Annotated in this window: 14 protein-coding genes and 1 pseudogene; 8 read left to right on the forward strand and 7 right to left on the reverse strand. The window is 46.2% G+C overall.

All coding sequences use genetic code 11. The features are described from left to right. Window positions 1-18 precede the first annotated feature (18 nt). A complete protein-coding gene (locus L2W36_RS14200; RefSeq protein ID WP_006074368.1) occupies window positions 19-585 on the reverse strand; it encodes a PhnA domain-containing protein in 567 nt (188 codons plus the stop codon). A gap of 351 nt (window positions 586-936) precedes the next feature. Between L2W36_RS14200 and L2W36_RS14205 the strand changes: the two genes are divergently transcribed. Continuing rightward, window positions 937-3351, forward strand: a complete 2415-nt coding sequence (locus L2W36_RS14205) for a glycoside hydrolase family 2 protein (RefSeq protein ID WP_236110352.1) — start codon at window positions 937-939, stop codon at window positions 3349-3351. Here the strand turns inward: L2W36_RS14205 and L2W36_RS14210 are convergent, their stop codons facing one another. From L2W36_RS14210 to L2W36_RS14230, 5 genes are all read right to left on the reverse strand, one after another. Continuing rightward, window positions 3352-4278, reverse strand: a complete 927-nt coding sequence (locus tag L2W36_RS14210) for a hydroxymethylglutaryl-CoA lyase (protein WP_236110353.1) — start codon at window positions 4276-4278, stop codon at window positions 3352-3354. It lies immediately after the preceding gene. A gap of 6 nt (window positions 4279-4284) precedes the next feature. Continuing rightward, window positions 4285-5082: an enoyl-CoA hydratase-related protein gene (locus L2W36_RS14215; RefSeq protein WP_236110354.1), complete on the reverse strand. Its 798-nt coding sequence runs from the start codon at window positions 5080-5082 to the stop codon at window positions 4285-4287. A 12-nt stretch (window positions 5083-5094) separates the two neighbouring features. Next, window positions 5095-6708 (reverse strand): carboxyl transferase domain-containing protein, encoded by a 1614-nt coding sequence (locus tag L2W36_RS14220; RefSeq protein ID WP_236110355.1) that lies wholly within the window; start codon window positions 6706-6708, stop codon window positions 5095-5097. 11 nt (window positions 6709-6719) lie between these two features. Continuing rightward, entirely contained in the window at window positions 6720-7889 is a 1170-nt protein-coding gene (locus L2W36_RS14225) for an isovaleryl-CoA dehydrogenase (RefSeq protein ID WP_236110356.1), read from the reverse strand. A gap of 71 nt (window positions 7890-7960) precedes the next feature. Further along, window positions 7961-8338 carry a MerR family transcriptional regulator gene (locus L2W36_RS14230; protein ID WP_006074362.1) on the reverse strand — a complete coding sequence of 126 codons (378 nt, stop codon included), beginning with the start codon at window positions 8336-8338 and terminating at the stop codon, window positions 7961-7963. 244 nt (window positions 8339-8582) lie between these two features. Between L2W36_RS14230 and L2W36_RS14235 the strand changes: the two genes are divergently transcribed. The 7 genes and pseudogenes from L2W36_RS14235 to L2W36_RS14270 all read left to right on the forward strand — a co-directional run bounded on the left by L2W36_RS14235 (window position 8583) and on the right by L2W36_RS14270 (window position 16148). Next, window positions 8583-9782: a thiolase family protein gene (locus L2W36_RS14235; protein ID WP_236110357.1), complete on the forward strand. Its 1200-nt coding sequence runs from the start codon at window positions 8583-8585 to the stop codon at window positions 9780-9782. Between the two features lie 16 nt (window positions 9783-9798). After that, the gene (locus tag L2W36_RS14240; protein ID WP_236110358.1) at window positions 9799-11292 is read left to right on the forward strand and encodes a CoA-acylating methylmalonate-semialdehyde dehydrogenase; all 1494 of its coding nucleotides are present in this window, start codon (window positions 9799-9801) and stop codon (window positions 11290-11292) included. Window positions 11293-11351: 59 nt separating this feature from the next. Continuing rightward, window positions 11352-12507: pseudogene (locus L2W36_RS27325) on the forward strand (acyl-CoA dehydrogenase family protein). 24 nt (window positions 12508-12531) lie between these two features. Next, window positions 12532-13314 (forward strand): enoyl-CoA hydratase, encoded by a 783-nt coding sequence (locus L2W36_RS14255; RefSeq protein ID WP_236110359.1) that lies wholly within the window; start codon window positions 12532-12534, stop codon window positions 13312-13314. Window positions 13315-13323: 9 nt separating this feature from the next. Then, a complete protein-coding gene (locus L2W36_RS14260; protein ID WP_236110360.1) occupies window positions 13324-14454 on the forward strand; it encodes an enoyl-CoA hydratase/isomerase family protein in 1131 nt (376 codons plus the stop codon). A gap of 11 nt (window positions 14455-14465) precedes the next feature. Continuing rightward, window positions 14466-15389, forward strand: coding sequence for a 3-hydroxyisobutyrate dehydrogenase (gene mmsB / locus L2W36_RS14265; RefSeq protein ID WP_062458896.1), 924 nt, complete (start codon window positions 14466-14468; stop codon window positions 15387-15389). Further along, the gene (locus tag L2W36_RS14270; protein ID WP_031493739.1) at window positions 15390-16148 is read left to right on the forward strand and encodes an SDR family oxidoreductase; all 759 of its coding nucleotides are present in this window, start codon (window positions 15390-15392) and stop codon (window positions 16146-16148) included. Between the two features lie 22 nt (window positions 16149-16170). Here the strand turns inward: L2W36_RS14270 and L2W36_RS14275 are convergent, their stop codons facing one another. Further along, on the reverse strand, window positions 16171-17838 hold the full coding sequence (locus tag L2W36_RS14275) for an electron transfer flavoprotein-ubiquinone oxidoreductase (protein ID WP_236110361.1): 1668 nt from the start codon (window positions 17836-17838) through the stop codon (window positions 16171-16173). Between the last annotated feature and the right edge of the window lie 123 nt (window positions 17839-17961).

The following is a 17961-nucleotide window of genomic DNA, read 5'->3' on the forward strand; positions in this document are numbered from 1 at the left end:
ATTATAAATTGAACATCTTTATTTCTTGCGGCAGTATTCTGCAATCACATACATGGCTTGGCCGTTTGCTTTGCCTTGAACGTGTTTAGGGTCGTCTGCGTTAACGCTAATGCCACGAATTACAGTACCTTGTTTGATAACTTGAGAAGAACCTTTGATTGGCAGGTCTTTAATGACCGTTACGTCGTCACCCTTTTTAAGTTCTACGCCGTTTACATCACGTGGCTTTTCAATGTTTTCATCTAGGCCAAGTTCTGCCCATTTGGCTACTTCTTCTTCTAGATACATCATATCAACAAGATCTTGAGCCCAGCCTTCAGCAGAAAGACGTTTAAGTTGACGCCAAGCCATAACTTGAACAGGAGCAACTTGACTCCACATGCTGTCGTTTAGGCAGCGCCAGTGGTTAACATCCATTGTTTCTGGGTTTTCAATTTGGCCTGTGCAAGTGTCACAAAGCATAATCGCGTGATCAACCGTGATTTGGGTATGTGGAGCCACCGCGAAAGGCTTAAGTGCTGTTTCAGCACCACATAGTTCACATTTGTTTTCGCAGCGTTCAAGCATAGTTGCTTCAATAGACATACTTATACCTTTTATTTGGTGAGACGGGCCTAAGCCTCCGTCCGAATAGTTATGTGGTACTTACTTTGAGTATCACCGGTTTGATAGCCGCGCATTATACATGGTTTTAGCCAAAAGTGTGATCGGGAGCGACTAAAACCGCACGATAGACTTTTTGGGCTGTAAGAATATTCTCACTAAGTGAGATTAAAATGGGCATCAAGGCAAGGTTTGGGTATGAGTTCAAACTTTTGTTACTCCACAAATAAACAGTTCACATAACCCATTTGTTTCACTAGATAACTATATAGTTTAAGAGTAAATATAAAACTATATAGTTATTTTAAGTCTGAAGCATATTAGGGAAAGTGTATGACGAGAATAAATCTGAACGGTGATTGGCTGTTAACAAGTAAACAAAAACCGGAAGTTGAAGTAACAATGCAAGTACCAGGCGATAATTACTCTGCTCTACTTAAAGCCGATGTGATTAACGACCCATATTGGGGTTGTAACGAGCAAGAGGTTCAGTGGGTTCGGGATTGTGAGTGGCAAATTAGTCGCGCCTTTGAATTGAGTCAGCAGCAGTTATCCTCTGAGCAGTTACTCTTGTGCTTGTCTCGCCTAGATACGGTAGCGAAGCTTGTCATCAACGGAACAGAAGTCGACACTTTTTCCAATATGTTTGTCTCGCGTAGGATAGATATCAAGCCATATGTTCAGCTTGGCGTTAACACCATTTGTATCACTTTTACGCCAGCCCATCTTGAAGCTAAAAATAGATCGATATCATTACCTTTCCCAATACCGTCTTCGATGGGAAGCAATAACCAAATCCCTCATATGAACTTGCTACGTAAAACCCAGTGTCATTCGGGTTGGGATTGGGGAATTTGCCTAGTTGTTTCCGGCATCTATGACGATGTCTTCATCAGCGTGGTTAACGAAGTTAGCTTAGATCGCGTATCAACGGAGCAAATCTGGAAAGAGGACGGCTCAGTTGAAGTTGTGGTACAGGTTTACCACCAAGCTGTTTCTGGCGTAGAGATATCGATTGGATTTGATGAAGTTGAAACGCGAGTTAAAAGCTCAGACGGCGAGGTGACGTCAGTTAATTTTACCGTTGAGACTCCCAAACTCTGGTGGCCAGCGGGATATGGTGAGCAGCCACTGTATGATTTAAACGTCACAATGGACGGTCAAACAATAAACAAACGCCTTGGTTTGCGTAAGCTAGAGCTTAACAATGCAGAAGATGACATTGGCTCTGCGATGGAATTTCGTATTAACGATTTTCCTATTACAGCGCGCGGTGCGAACTGGATTCCTATGGATGCCATGCCTGCGCGAGAAAGCAAAACTCGTTATGAGTCCTTATTGGGTGATGCGGTCGCCGCTAACATGAATATGATTCGGGTTTGGGGTGGCGGCCAGTATGAAGCCGATATCTTCTATCAAACATGTGATGAGTTAGGTTTGCTAGTCTGGCAAGACCTCATGTTTGCCTGTTCGCTTTATCCATCCACTCAGACATTCGTTGACGATGTAGAACCCGAAGTACGCTACCAAGTTCAGCGGTTAAAAGACCACGCCTGTATTGCCTTGTGGTGTGGTGATAATGAAGTAATAGGCGCGTTGAATTGGTATGAAGAATCGAGAAACAGCAGAGACCGCTACGTGGTGAACTATGACCGATTAAACCGTAAGCTAGCGGATTTCGTCGCTCAAGAAGACCCATCACGAAAGTTCTGGTCTTCGTCTCCTTGTAACGGAGAGCTCGATTATGGCGATTCATGGCACGATGATGCACGAGGCGATATGCACTTTTGGGAAGTGTGGCATTCTGGTGCGTCGTTTAATGCTTACCATAATATTAAACCCCGATTTTGTTCGGAGTTTGGCTTTCAGTCATGGCCTTCATTATCAGAAGTAAAAACCTTTGTACCGCAAGAAGATTGGAACGTAACCTCACCTACATTTGAAGGACACCAAAAGAATGCCTCTGGTAATAGCATTATTACCGAGATGTTTACCAGATATTTTCGGTTTCCGGCTAGCTTTGAGCAGATGCTGTATTTAAGCCAAGTTCAACAATCCATTGCGATTAAAACCGGTTGTGAGTACTGGCGCTCTATATCTACGATTTGTCGAGGAATGTTGTACTGGCAATTAAATGACAACTGGCCGGTAAGTTCTTGGTCAAGTATTGAATATAGCGGTCGCTGGAAACAACTTCATTATCATGCCAAACGTGTATTTGCTCCTACCTATGTACCATTTGTTGAGACTGATGATGCCCTGACCTTGAGGCTGGTTAACAATCGAAGAACTCAAGAAAAGGTCACCGCTGAAGTGATGTGGATGAGTTGGAATGGTGAACCACTTGGCAACTGGAATTTGAACCTTGATATCGCACCGGATGAAAATCAAGAAGTTTGGTCGTTGAACAAATCGCAGTGGCAGACGCGAGCTGACCATGGTTTCTTCTTTGTCCGCTTCGAATCTCAAGGTGAGTGGAGTCAGAATACCTGGTTTGCTAAACCCGAGGTGAAACAGTTGGCCATTAGCAAAGCGAAAATTCAAGTGGATATCGACGGAAGTGCGATAATACTAACCGCTGATAAACCAGCGTTTTTCGTTCATTTGGAGCACGACGGTTCTGGGCGATTTAGTGATTCCAGTTTTACTTTGTTGCCCAATGAGCCTTATCAGGTTAACTATATTGGTGAGGAGTTAGAGACACTGCTATCGACGCTACGTGTCTATGACTTAAGCAATAGCTACTAATTAACGTTGACTTTGCTTCGCCCTTAGAGCCAGTGATACTTTTGATGCTGGCTCTTTGTTCAGTGCGTTACAGATTGTCCAACCAGCTCGGGCGACAGACTCAAGGTCTACACCTGTAGCGATTCCCAACTCATGGCAGAGATAGAGCACATCCTCAGTTGCCACATTTCCAGACGCTCCATCGGCGTAAGGGCATCCCCCAAGTCCGGCGACGCTGCTGTCTATGGTTTGAATACCCATTAGTAGCGCTTGATAAAGATTGGCAAGCGACTGCCCGTACGTATCGTGAAAATGAACGGCCAATTGCGATGTGGGGACATTCTCCAAGACAGCTTCTAACACCCTAGCTATTCTCAGTGGTGTTCCTGTACCGATGGTGTCGCCTAGTGACACCTGATAACAACCTAACTCTATTAGGGTGTCACTGATCGCTGCCACTTGCTCAGGCGTGGTTTTACCTTCATAGGGGCAATCAACGATGCACGAGAGGTAGCCACGAACTCTTAAATTGTGTTGATGAGCAGCTTCAATGACGGGAATGAACCGTCGAATGCTTTCTCCAATTGAGCAATGGATGTTTCGTTGAGTAAAAGACTCAGAGCAGGAAGTAAATACGGCCACTTCGTCAGCACCTGCAGTGAGAGCCGCTTCGAAGCCTTGTAAATTAGGCGTTAGGGCAGAGTAGGTGACTTTATTTTGCTTAGTTATTAGTTGAAAAACGTTAGATGAGTCCGCCATTTGAGGAATACGTTTTGCCGCCACAAACGCTCCTGACTCAATATGTGTTAGTCCAGCGGCTGTCAGTTGATTGATTAGGTTCACTTTGTGTGACGTGTCTACGTTGTTTTCGTTCTGTAATCCATCTCGCGGACCCACTTCAACAATATTAACGTGACTAGGAAGGACAGGATTAGTAAGGGTAGCCATTAGAATTTAATCCTCTTCTTTCCAAATAGGCGGCACTTTGTCGAAGAAGGCTTGCAGACCTTTCTGACCTTGAGAAGAGGTACGAGCATCGGCAATAACTTGGCTTGTGAAATCGATCAATGGAGGATCGATCGTATGGTTGTGGCAGTGCTGAATCAAGGCCTTTGTGTTTGCTATTGCGTTTGGGCTATTGGCAACGAATTTATCGACCAGTGCATCTACGAAGGGGTCAATTTTACTACCTAGTAGTACCTCGTGGACAATTCCAAGCTCCAGAGCTTGAGGGGCGCCCATGACTTCAGCACTCAGCATATAACGTCGAGCATAACGGGCACCTATGGTACGAATGACGTAAGGTCCAATGGTTGCAGGAACAAGTCCAAGTTTCACTTCGCTAAGACAGAAACGACAGTCGGCATGAGCAACTACAACATCGCAGCAGCACAGTAGACCTAATGCCCCGCCAAATGCCGAACCTTGAACGACGGCTACGGTTGGAATCGTTAGCGTGTCTAGACGCTTCATTAGTTCGGCAAGTTTTTGGGCATCTTCCAAGTTTTCGTTTTGACTTTTGTTGGCCATGGATTTCATCCAGGCCAAATCAGCTCCGGCGGAGAAGTGCTTTCCGTTACCACGTAACACTAAGCAGCGGATATTCTTGTCGTTCCCAACGCTAAGCAGTGCATCGAGCAGATCCTCAATCATGGCACCATCAAAGGCATTGCTTTTATGTTGACGATCTAACGTCAGATGAGCGACTCCTTTGGTGTCGACGGTAAGTTTAATAGTATTGAGATTAGTCATAACCGCAGCCCGTTACATTCGAAATATGCCAAACTCACTATCGGGGATAGGAGCGTTATCAGTAGCACGCAGCGCAAGCATCAGAATACGGCGTGTGTCTTTGGGATCGATAATGCCATCGTCCCAAAGTCTAGCACTGGCGTAATAGGGATGGCCTTCATTGTTATAGCGGTCGACAATATTTTGTTTGTAGCTTTGCTCTTCCTGTTCGGGCCATTGTTGATTCTGACGTTTCTTCACCTCACGTTTTACTTGAGTGAGCACATTAGCCGCTTGTAATCCCCCCATCACTGAGATGCGTGCATTTGGCCACATCCACATCATTGTTGGGTCGTAGGCTCGGCCACACATGCCGTAATTGCCTGCACCATATGAACCCCCAATGATGATAGTGAATTTGGGCACATCGGCACATGAGACCGCCATGACAAGTTTGGCACCATGTTTTGCTATACCGCCTTCTTCATATTGCTTGCCGACCATAAAACCAGTGATATTTTGCAGAAAAAGCAGAGGGATTTTACGTTTGGCACACAGTTCAACAAAATGCGCGCCCTTTTGGGCTGACTCGGAAAATAAGATGCCGTTGTTGGCAACAATTCCAATGAGTCGTCCATCAATTCGAGCAAAACCACAGACTAAGGTTGCTCCGTAAAGTGCTTTGAACTCGTCAAACTCAGAGTCATCGACGATTCGAGCTATCACTTCACGGACATCGAAAGATAATCTTAAGTCACTGTTTACGATGCCATATATCTCACTTGGGTCATAACTAGGTGACCCTGTTTTTGTAGCGGTGTGGCTAGCTGGTAACGTATTGCTTATGTTAGTGCTTGTAACGGCTTGTCGGGCTAACTCCAAAGCATGTTGTTCGTTGTGGGCGTAATAGTCAGCGACACCGGACTTTTTACAGTGTACGTCCGCGCCACCAAGTTCTTCATCGGTCACTTCTTCTCCGGTCGCTGCTTTTACAAGAGGGGGGCCAGCGAGAAAAATCGTACTTTGATTTTTGACCATAATGGATACGTCAGCCATAGCGGGAACATACGCGCCTCCAGCGGTACATAGACCGAGTACAACAGCGATTTGCGGTATACCTTTAGCTGACATTCGAGCTTGATTAAAGAAAATGCGCCCGAAATGATCCTTGTCTGGAAACACTTCGGCTTGGTGAGGCAAATTTGCTCCCCCAGAGTCAACAAGATAGATACAGGGAAGGTGGCAGCGCGCCGCTATTTCTTGGGCTCGAAGGTGCTTTTTGACGGTCAGCGGGTAGTAGGTTCCGCCTTTAACAGCGGGATCGTTAGCAATGATCATACATTGAGTGTTGCAAACCGTACCAATTCCAGCGACGACTCCTGCACAAGGCACTTTGTCCTCGTATACCTCCCATGCTGCAAATTGACCAATTTCAAGGAAATCAGAATGCTGATCGAGCAGGGCATCAATACGTTCGCGAACCGGGAGTTTTCCTTTTGCACGTTGACGTTGAATGGCTTTTTCGCCACCGCCTTCCGCGATGGTTGAAAGGTCGGTTTCAAGCTGTGCCACAAGCGCATTCATTGCTTTTTGGTTTTTTAGATAAAGCTCTGAATTGGGTTTCACTTTACTGACAATTTTAGTCATAAATCCCTCCGCTATTGAGACTCTTGGAATAGCTCTCGGCCGATAAGCATGCGGCGGATTTCTGATGTGCCGGCACCGATTTCATATAGCTTAGCGTCACGCAACAAACGTCCTGCTGCATATTCATTGATATAGCCATTCCCGCCTAACAATTGGATCGCATCTAACGCCATTTGTGTTGCAAGCTCAGCGTTGTAGAGAATGACACCAGCAGAATCTTTTCGAGTAATTTCGCCTCTATCGCAAGCGCTGGCGACCGCATACAAATAGGCACGTGCAGCATTGCAGCGTGTATACATATCAGCGAGTTTTGCTTGGACCAATTGAAACTCACCAATAGAGCGGCCGAACTGCTTTCGTTCGTGAACGTAGGGGACAACCAAATCAAGGCAGGCCTGCATGATGCCTAGTGGACCCGCTGCTAGCACGACACGCTCGTAGTCAAGCCCGCTCATCAGTACTTCAACACCGTGATTGATTTCCCCTAGAACATTTTCTAAGGGTACTTTGCAGTTTTGAAACACAAGTTCGCAGGTGTTGGAGCCTCTCATGCCAAGTTTGTCGAGTTTTTGTGCGTGGTTGAATCCTTCGAATTGTTTTTCAATAATGAAAGCAGTAATGCCGTGTTGAGCCGCTGAAGGTTCAGTCTTGGCATAAACCACAACCACATCCGCATCTGGGCCATTGGTAATCCACATCTTGCAGCCATTAAGCACAAAGTGGTCACCGTGTCTTTCTGCGCGAAGCTGCATGCTTATGACATCTGAGCCTGCATTTGCTTCACTCATCGCTAATGCACCAATGTGAGTACCATCAACGAGTCTTGGGAGGTATTTTGCTCGCTGGGCATCATTACCATTTCGAAAGATTTGATTAACGCAAAGGTTGGAGTGAGCTCCGTAACTGAGGGCAATGGAAGCAGAAGCGCGGCTGACTTCTTCTAGAGCGATGACATGAGCAAGATATCCCATGGCAGCACCACCATATTGCTCGTCAACGGTTACGCCGAGTAGACCCATCTCACCAAGCTCTGGCCAGAGGTGGTTTGGAAATGCGTTATCCGCATCTACTCGTGCAGCGATAGGGGCGATGCGTTCGCGAGCAAAAACACTGACATGCTCGCGCAGTAAGTTAATGGATTCATCAAGCCCAAAGTTCAGTGGGCTGTACTGACTAATCATAGAACCTCCCTTTATCTGGAAGAGACTCTACATCCTGTTACTTTGGCAATGAATCACAGCGTCAGAAGCAATTAGCTTGTTTTCTGCTTTCCTAAGGCTTCGATACAACGTTTCTTTGCCACAGATAAGTCTTCCAGTAGTGCATTAATGTCTTCAAGTTGGCGTTTTAAAACCGCTTCTTTTTCATCAATGATGTTGAGCATTTGCGTGAGCTGATGCTCTCCCTGATGTGTGTCATAAAGCTCAAATAACTCGCGTATCTCCGCAAGAGAGAACCCAAGTCTTTTACCGCGCAGTATTAACTTCAAGCGAATCTTGTCTCTTCGTTGATAGATTCGCATCGTGCCTTTACGGTCAGGTTGTATTAATCCTTCATCTTCGTAAAAACGAATGCTGCGAGTTGTTACATCAAATTCTTTTGCGAGCTCGCTGATCTTATAAGTTTCCATCGGTTACTGCTCTCCGAACTATGTTTTGGTCAGGCTTCGCGACCACTGCATTAATTTTAAAAGTCATTACCCAGTCGTTTGATGTAGTGATGTCCGACATTGGCGTAATGAAAAAATGATACGTTATTAAGTTGTTTCTTTACGTTTACGTAAATGTTAGTGCTATGCTTACTCATACGTCAAGGAAATAGTCGAGAATGCAGTTTAAAGACCAACGTCGTCACAAGGGCACAAGGAGAGAGTAATGCATCAACGAGAAGTCTGGATTGTCGCTGCAAAACGAACACCGATGGGACGGTTTCAAGGTGAACTGTCGTCATTCACTGCTCCACAGTTGGGAAGTGCTGCGATAAAGGCGGTGTTGAATAATGTTGCTTTAGACCGATCTTCCGTTGATGAACTCTTGATGGGATGTGTGTTGCCTGCTGGGTGTGGTCAAGCGCCAGCGAGACAGGCTGCTCTAGGCGCTGGAATAGCGGAGTCGGTTCCTTGTACCACGATTAATAAGGTATGCGGCTCTGGCATGAAAACGGTAATGCTTGCCCATTCGATGATTCAATTTGGCGAGGCAAACTGTGTGATCGCTGGTGGTATGGAAAGCATGACCAACGCGCCTTACTTGTTGCCCAATGCAAGACAAGGGATGCGAATCGGGCACAAGTCTGCCTACGACCATATGTTTACCGATGGTTTAGAGGATGCCTATGAAGGCAAGCTAATGGGCGTTTACGGACAAGCTGTCGCGGATGAGCTTGGTTTCTCTCGTGAGCAAATGGACCGTTGGGCGACCATGTCTGCAGAGCGTGCGCTCAATGCGCAGCAACAAGGTTTATTTCGCAACGAAATAGCGCCACTCGATAGCCAGCACCATGAGCCAATTAATGAAGATGAATTACCAAAAACCATCAAACTCGACAAAATTCCAAAGTTGAAACCCGCCTTTAGTCAACAGGGCACCATTACCGCAGCAAACTCAAGCGCTATCTCTGACGGAGCGGCTGCGCTTCTGCTGATGGAAAAAGAGCAGGCTATCGCTCTGCAGCTCAAGCCTTTAGCCATCATCAAAGGGCACGCATCGTTTGCCAGAAAACCTAGCGAATTCACGTTGGCCCCTGTTGGAGCTATCAAACAGTTACTTACTAGACTCGAATGGTGCGTGGATGACGTAGATGGATGGGAGATCAATGAGGCGTTTGCTGTCGTAACGCAAATAGCGGTGAATCATTTTAAATTGGACAGCGACAAAGTGAATGTGAATGGAGGAGCCTGTGCGTTAGGTCATCCTCTTGGTGCAAGTGGCGCACGAATACTGGTTACTCTAATTCATAGTTTGAAAGCAAAATTAGCGGATTCAGAGAGCGAGAAAAGCTCGCTCAAAGGTGTAGCTGCATTGTGTATTGGTGGTGGGGAAGCGACCGCAATAGCTATTGAAATTCCGCGTTAATACGGAGAGGGAGATCATGAGTGAGAAAGTGCCTTTGTTTATCGACGGTGAATGCCGTCAATCATTAGCATCTGAATGGCTAGACGTCACCAACCCAGCGACCAATGAAATCATTGGCTCGGTACCAGTCACGCTCGACATTGAGATACAGCGTGCTATTGAAAGTGCCGTACAAGCGCAAAAGGATTGGAAAGAGGTACCTATTTCTGAACGCGCGCGAGTGATGCTTCGTTATCAGCATTTACTCAAGGAACATCATGATGATATCGCAGAACTGCTTTCAAAAGAGACAGGTAAAACATTGGCGGATGCCAAGGGAGATGTTTGGCGTGGCATTGAGGTCGTCGAGCAAGCCGCTAATATTGCCAGCAATATGATGGGAGAGACTGTCGAGAACGTAGCGACAGATATAGATGGCTATTCTATTGTTCAGCCCCTTGGCGTTTGTTGTGGTATTACGCCTTTTAACTTTCCAGCTATGATTCCGCTTTGGATGTTTCCTATAGCAGTTGCAGCCGGAAACAGCTTTGTCCTCAAACCCTCTGAACAGGTGCCGCTAACATCGATAATGCTTGCTGAGTTATTTCAGCAGGCGGGTGCGCCTAGTGGAGTTCTTCAAGTGATTCACGGTACGAAGCCTCAAGTGGATTATTTGCTGAAACATCCAGATATCAAAGCCATATCATTTGTAGGCTCGGTACCGACCGCTCAATACATCTATCAAGTAGGCACTCAATACCACAAACGGGTTCAAGCATTTGCAGGGGCTAAAAACCATATGGTGGTTATGCCGGATGCAAATAAAGCTCAGGTAATAAATAACCTTGTAGGAGCATCCGTCGGAGCGGCGGGGCAGCGATGTATGGCGATTTCAGTCGCTGTATTTGTTGGTTCCTCTAAGCAATGGATAGCTGAACTGAAAGTTGAAATGGCGAAGATTAAACCTGGATCCAAAGAGGATCCTGAAGCTGCTTACGGTCCATTAATCAGCCAACAGGCTAAGCAGCGAGTTTTGTCTTTTATTGAGGAAGGTAAGCAATCTGGAGCGATATGCGAACTCGATGGTAGTCACTGTAGAGTAGATGGCTATCCCAATGGCAATTGGGTTGGCCCCACCTTGTTTAGGGGTGTTACGACTGACATGTCTATCTACCAACAAGAAATTTTTGGTCCGGTTTTAGTGTGCGTTGAAGTGGATACGCTCGAACAGGCGCTTGAGCTAGTAAATCGAAATCCCTACGGTAACGGTACTTCAATTTTCACTGCTAGTGGCGCTGCGGCAAGGAAATATCAACACGAAGTGCTTGTCGGTCAGGTAGGGATCAATGTTCCTATTCCCGTGCCATTACCATTTTTCTCTTTCACCGGATGGCGTGGGAGTTTTTATGGTGATCTGCATGCTTACGGTAAGCAAGCTGTGCGCTTCTATACGGAAACCAAAACAGTCACGTCGCGTTGGTTTGACGATGATATTCCTGATGGGCCTAATTTGACGATTCAACTTAAGTAGTTTCACTGCGGAAAATCGCAGAGCGCTTAAATCATGAAAGTGGATGGTGAGGTAATGCTATGGATTTTGAACTGAATGAAGACCAACGAGCGTTTTCGGAGACGGCTTTTCAGTTTGCCAATGAGCACTTAATGCCTAATGCAGCACAATGGGACGAAGAATGTATCTTCCCTAAAGAGGTGTTAAAGCAAGCTGGTGAATTGGGCTTTTTGGCACTGTATACACCAGAACAAGAAGGCGGTTTAGGATTAAGTCGTCTTGACTCGTCTATTGTGTTTGAAAAGCTAAGCATGGGTTGTACCTCCACCACGGCCTTTATGACCATCCACAATATGGTGACATGGATGGTAGCCAGTTTTGGAACGGAAGAGGCTAAGCAGGCGTTTTGTCCTAGTTTAATTAGTGGAGATTGGCTGGGGTCTTACTGTTTAACGGAGGCGACTGCGGGATCAGATGCGGCTTCATTGCTGACAACTGCCGAGAGACAAGAAGACAGTTACATCATTAACGGTTCAAAAGCCTTTATCTCAGGGGGGGGGGGAGACCGATGTATTAGTGGTAATGGCAAGAACGGGTGGCACTGGTGCTAAAGGTATTTCGGCATTTGTTGTACCTGCAGATTGTGATGGAGTCAGTTATGGACGCAAAGAGCCGAAGATGGGCTGGAATAGCCAACCAACGCGAGCCATCACATTCGATAACGTTGTTGTCCCTGCGAAATATCGCTTAGGTGAAGAGGGACAAGGTTTTACCTTTGCCATGAAAGGGCTGGATGGTGGGCGAATCAATATCGCGACTTGTTCCGTAGGAACGGCACAGCATGCGTTAAATCAAGCTGCTCAGTATCTTCATGAACGAAAGCAATTTGGAAGTAGTTTAAGCCAGTTTCAAGCTTTACAGTTTAAGTTGGCAGACTTGGCAACGGAGTTGGTTGCGGCGAGACAGATGGTACGTTTGGCCGCATTTAATCTAGACAATCAGCATCCAGATGCGACGACCTATTGCGCGATGGCGAAACGATTCGCAACCGACGTTGGATTTAAAGTGTGCGATGGTGTGTTGCAACTCTTTGGTGGTTACGGCTACATCAAAGAATACTCGCTTGAGCGTCATTTCAGAGACGTAAGAGTGCATCAAATCTTAGAAGGGACCAACGAGATTATGCGCTTGATCATTGCAAGACGAGTCCTAAGCGACGCATTCGCTATTGAGTAACGCATTCAACACGGAGAAGACAAAATGTCAGAGGTCAGTTCGATTCCTTATACCATTGATAATCACGTGGCTGTGTTAACCATGCACAATCCACCCGCCAATACGTGGACGTGTGAAAGCTTAGTTCGTCTTAAACAGCTGATATTCGAGCTAAACGATAACAAAGATGTCTATGCGCTGGTTATCACAGGCAACGGAGACAAATTCTTTTCCGCCGGTGCTGATTTGAAGGTTTTTGCTCAAGGGGATAAAGAAAGTGCTTGCACCATGTCAAGAGTGTTCGGAGAAGCGTTTGAGGCGTTGTCCGGTTTTCGCGGCGTATCAATTGCCGCAATTAACGGCTACGCGATGGGAGGCGGTTTAGAGGTAGCGCTCGCTTGTGATATTCGAATTGCAGAGCAACAGGCCGTCTTAGCACTTCCGGAAGCAAAAGTGGGTTTACTACCTTGTGCGGGGGGAACGCAAAACCTTACGGCTCTGGTAGGTGAAGGCTGGGCAAAACGAATCATTTTGTGTGGAGAGCAAGTATCGGCACAAAAAGCACTGGATATAAGATTGGTTGAAGAGGTTGTTGAAAGGGGTAAGGCGCTGTCTGTCGCAGTAGCGTTGGCAGAGCAAGTTGCTCATCAATCACCTAGCTCGGTAACGGCATGCAAGACATTGATTCAGTCAAATCGACACGATTTTATTTCTCATGGTTTAGTCAAAGAACGAGAGCTGTTCATCCGATTGTTTGATACCGAGGATCAACGAGAAGGGGTGAATGCTTTTCTAGAAAAAAGACCACCCGAATGGAAGAACAGCTAGGAGAGCAAAATGTTAGATACGGTGAATTTTCAAGAACTTCCCTGTGGTGAAGACGGCTATGTAGTTGCTATAGCCACGTTAGATAACAGTACCTCATTAAATGCACTCACTCACAATATGATTGTGCTACTGAAACAACAACTCGAAAAGTGGCATCAGGACGAGCGAGTGGTGTGTGTGGTTTTGGACGGTGCGGGTGAAAAGGCGTTCTGTGCGGGTGGCGATGTACGAGCCATGCACACCATGATGAAAACGGAACCAGCAGATGTGGCCAAAGCGTACTGCGAGCAGTTTTTTAGCGTGGAATATGAGTGCGACTACCTCATTCATAGCTACTGTAAGCCTATCATTGGTTGGGGAGACGGTATTGTGATGGGCGGAGGAATGGGGCTGTTTATGGGAACCAGCCATAAGGTTGTCACGCCTGCATCACGTTTAGCCATGCCAGAAATTAGCATCGGCCTCTTCCCCGATGTGGGGGCAACTTACTTCCTTAACCAACTTGAAGACCGCTTGGGCCTGTTTTTAGGACTGACTGGCGTCATGTTTAATGCCACGGATGCGATGGACATTCATATGGCGGACCATTTAGTTGTCCCTGATGCTAAAGAGAAGTTCATTAATCAGTTGCAAGAAACCAATTGGATCTGTGTCGAAGATAGTTACGAATTTATCTCTGAATGTTTAGATAAATTGGCCGCCAAAGATAAGTCCAACTTGCCAGCACCTCAGTTGAAACCGCGCTTGAATGAAATTTGCGCGGCATGCAACGCAACCGACATTGGGACGGTATTCACTAATATCATGGCGTTACCGGGTAACGAAAGGTGGTTGACAGCAGCGAAACATAACCTAACTGGAGGCAGTCCTATTACTGCTCATATCTGTTTTCGACAAATTAATGACTATAGCAATTTATCGCTTGCGGATTGTTTTCGACTCGAACTGATTCTCGGTGTTAGGAGCGCTACATTAGGGGAATTTGAAGAAGGGGTGCGTTCACGTCTAGTTGACAAAGACGGCGCACCACATTGGAAGTATCCAAACATTAACTCAGTTGATAAAGCCGTAATTGACGAGTTGTTTACCTCATTGTGGCGAGAGCAAGAACATCCTCTATTTCAGCTTGGTCGGGTTTAAGGAGAAGCGCTATGAATCAGTCAGAATGTAATACCATTGCATTTGTTGGGCTTGGTAACATGGGCGGTCCTATGGTGGAAAACCTGTTAAAAGCCGGTTTATCCGTCAATGTCTTTGATCTTGTCCCTGAGCTTGCTAAGAAGCTTGAATCTGTCGGTGCGAAGGCATTTAACAGCCTAGAAGCGGCGGTTGAAAATGTTGATGCGGTAATAACCATGCTTCCAGCGGGAGAGCATGTGCGAGCGGTGTATTTAGGTGACCATCATGGAGGTGAAGGGCTACTCAAATTGGTAAAACCGGGTACATTCCTTATAGATTCTTCGACAATTGATCCGGATTCCGCAAAGTTAGTTGCTAAAGAGGCAACCAAAAATGGATTGAGTTTTGTTGATGCGCCTGTCTCTGGTGGCGTAGCAGGTGCCAAAGCTGGAACGCTTACATTTATTGTCGGTGGTACTGAGCAAGCGTTTGAAACCTCACAACAAATCTTAGCTCATATGGGGAAGAACATCTTCCATGCAGGGCAAGCCGGTGACGGCCAAATGGCTAAAATTTGTAATAACTTGTTATTGGGCATCGTCATGTCTGGAACTTGTGAAGCCTTGAGCCTTGGGGTCGATAACGGTCTCAACCCTGAGGTACTATCAAATATTATGCAACAGAGCTCTGGAAGAAACTGGGTTTTAGAACTATATAACCCTTGTCCGGGAGTAATGGAATCTGCTCCAGCGAGCAATCAGTACGCTCCGGGCTTTATGAGTAAGTTGATGTCAAAAGACTTGGGATTAGGGATGCAGGCTGCGGCTAATAGCCAATCTGCTGTTCCTATGGGCGCATTAGCGCGTAATCTCTACGCATTTCATAACAATAATGGCAATGCAGAGTTAGATTTCTCCAGTCTGTTTGAGTATTTTCGTAGTGAAAGGGAGAAGTAGATGGAACTGAAACAGAGCGTTATCGCCATTACCGGTGCTGGCCAAGGATTAGGTCAAACAATGGCGACAAGTCTCGCACAACAAGGAGCGCATCTCGCATTGATGGACGTGAACCTTGAAGCGTTGGCACAGACCAAACAGTTGTGTGAGGATTTAGGGGTTAAAGCACAAATCTATCAAGTAGATGTGACCAATGAAGAGCAGGTGGAATCTGTATTTAGTGACATTGTCACTGATTTTGGGGCGCTAAATGGTTTGATTAATAATGCCGGTATTCTTCGCGATGGCATGTTAGTTAAAGCGAGAGATGGTGAGATATCTAAGATGTCTTTAGACCAGTTCAACTCGGTCATTAACGTCAATCTCACCGGTACGTTTTTGTGTGGCCGTGAAGCCGCAGTAAAAATGATCGAGACGGATTCAAGAGGCGTTATTATCAACATCTCAAGTGTGTCGAGAGCAGGTAATATGGGGCAAACCAACTACGCCGCTTCTAAGGCGGCGGTGGCGACCATGGCTTCCGTTTGGGGGAAAGAACTTGCGCGCTATGGCATTCGCGCTGCTGCCATTGCTCCGGGTGTCGTTGAGACATCAATGACCGCGCAAATGAAGCCAGAAGCTCGTGAAAGACTTGAGCATATGGTTCCAGTAAGACGAATGGCCGATCCGTCAGAGATCGCTCATACGGTGCGTTTTATACTGGAAAATGAATACGTGAATGGTCGCGTCATCGAAGTGGATGGCGGTCTGGTGATTTAACCGCCTTTGTTCTTATTGACGATTACATAGCTTGATAATTTGGACCGCCACCGCCTTCTGGTGGGGTCCATTTTATATTGGCTGATGGGTCTTTAATATCGCAAGTCTTGCAATGCAGACAGTTACTGGCGTTGATTTGCAGCTGTTTGCGACCTTCCACTTCAATAATCTCATACACACCAGCAGGACAATAGCGCTGACTAGGCTCGTCAAACTGTGGAATATGGCTATCGGTGACCACATTGACATCGAGAAGTTGCAGATGACACGGTTGATTCTCTTCATGCTGGGTACCAGACAAATAAACCGAAGAGGGTTTGTCAAAACTCAATACGCCATCGGGCTTTGGGTAGGTGATGTTAGGCACACTGCTTTTATGTGCTAACTGTGAGTGATCATCACTGGCGTCAGTCACTCTCCAAGGAATCGGGCGATTGAATAAACGTGTCCATACATTTTGTTCTAGCACATTGAGCATACCTCCCAGAGGTTCGCCAAAACGATGCAAGTTAGCGCCAAAGTTTTGTGTGTCGCTGAGTTCTTGATGGAGCCACGACGCTTCAAATAAGGATTGATAATCCGGTTCATTATGCTCGCATCCCTTCGCGAGTTGCTGATAAACCGCCTCGGCAGATAACATGCCGGACTTCATTGCGGTATGGGTGCCTTTTATTTTGCCCATGTTCAGTGTGCCAGCATCGCAACCAATGAGCAGCCCTCCAAGGAACTGCTGTTTGGGGAGCGAACGAAGGCCACCTTTAGCGATGGCTCTTGCACCAAACGAGATACGGTCTCCATCATGAAGGTATTTCGCAATGGCTGGGTGGTGTTTGAAGCGTTGAAATTCGTCAAAGGGACTTAGGTGAGGGTTGGTGTAATTAAGGTCGACAATAAGACCTACAGCGATTTGATGATTGTCCAAGTGGTAGACAAAAGTGCCTCCTGTGGTTTTAGAGTCGTGCAAGGGCCAACCGACGCCATGAATGACTTTGCCTTTGGCGTAGTGGGGCTGCTCATCGGGTAGTTGCCAAACTTCTTTGAATCCAAGAGCGTAATGCTGTGGCTGCTTGCCCTGATCGAGCTTAAATCTATGAATAAGTTCCTTGCCTAAATGGCCACGCGCACCTTCAGCGAAAATGGTGTACTTACCTTTTAATTCTATGCCTGCTTCAAACGTGCTTTTTTGTTTTCCTTGCTTATCTAATCCCATATCTGAAGTACAAACACCAACTACTGCGCCTGTATCTGAATAAAGAACGTTCTGCGCTGCAAAGCCAGGAAAGATTTCAACGCCAAGTCGTTCTGCCTGCTCTGCAAGCCATTGACACAACAAGCCAAGACTAATGATGTGATTCGATTCGTTGTTGTGCAGTGTAGTTGGCGTTAGAAATGAAGGTATGTTTAAGTGATTGTATTGGGTGGTCAGATAAATGAAGTCATCTTGCTGGACAGGATTGTTCACTGGCGCGTTTAGCGATTGCCAGTCAGGAATAAGCTCATCAAGCGCTCTGGTTTCAAACACTGCACCAGAGAGGATATGAACCCCAATTTCGGCACCTTTCTCAATCACACATACCGATAACTCTGACTCGTTTTGCGTCGCAAGCTGAATAAGATGGATGGCACTAGCAAGCCCCGCAGGACCGGCACCAACTATAACCACGTCAAATTCCATGCATTCTCTTTCCATGTTCACCACCTAATTTTGCAAAATGGATCCATTTTGGAACTCTACGTATAACTATAGTGCAGTTGACGTAAACGTAAACTTTACTAAGCTCAAATAGTAACCATTAGGCTTGTTCGTTTTATC

The organism is Vibrio sp. McD22-P3 (genome assembly GCF_021568915.1).
In the GTDB taxonomy this organism is placed as follows: domain Bacteria; phylum Pseudomonadota; class Gammaproteobacteria; order Enterobacterales; family Vibrionaceae; genus Vibrio; species Vibrio mediterranei.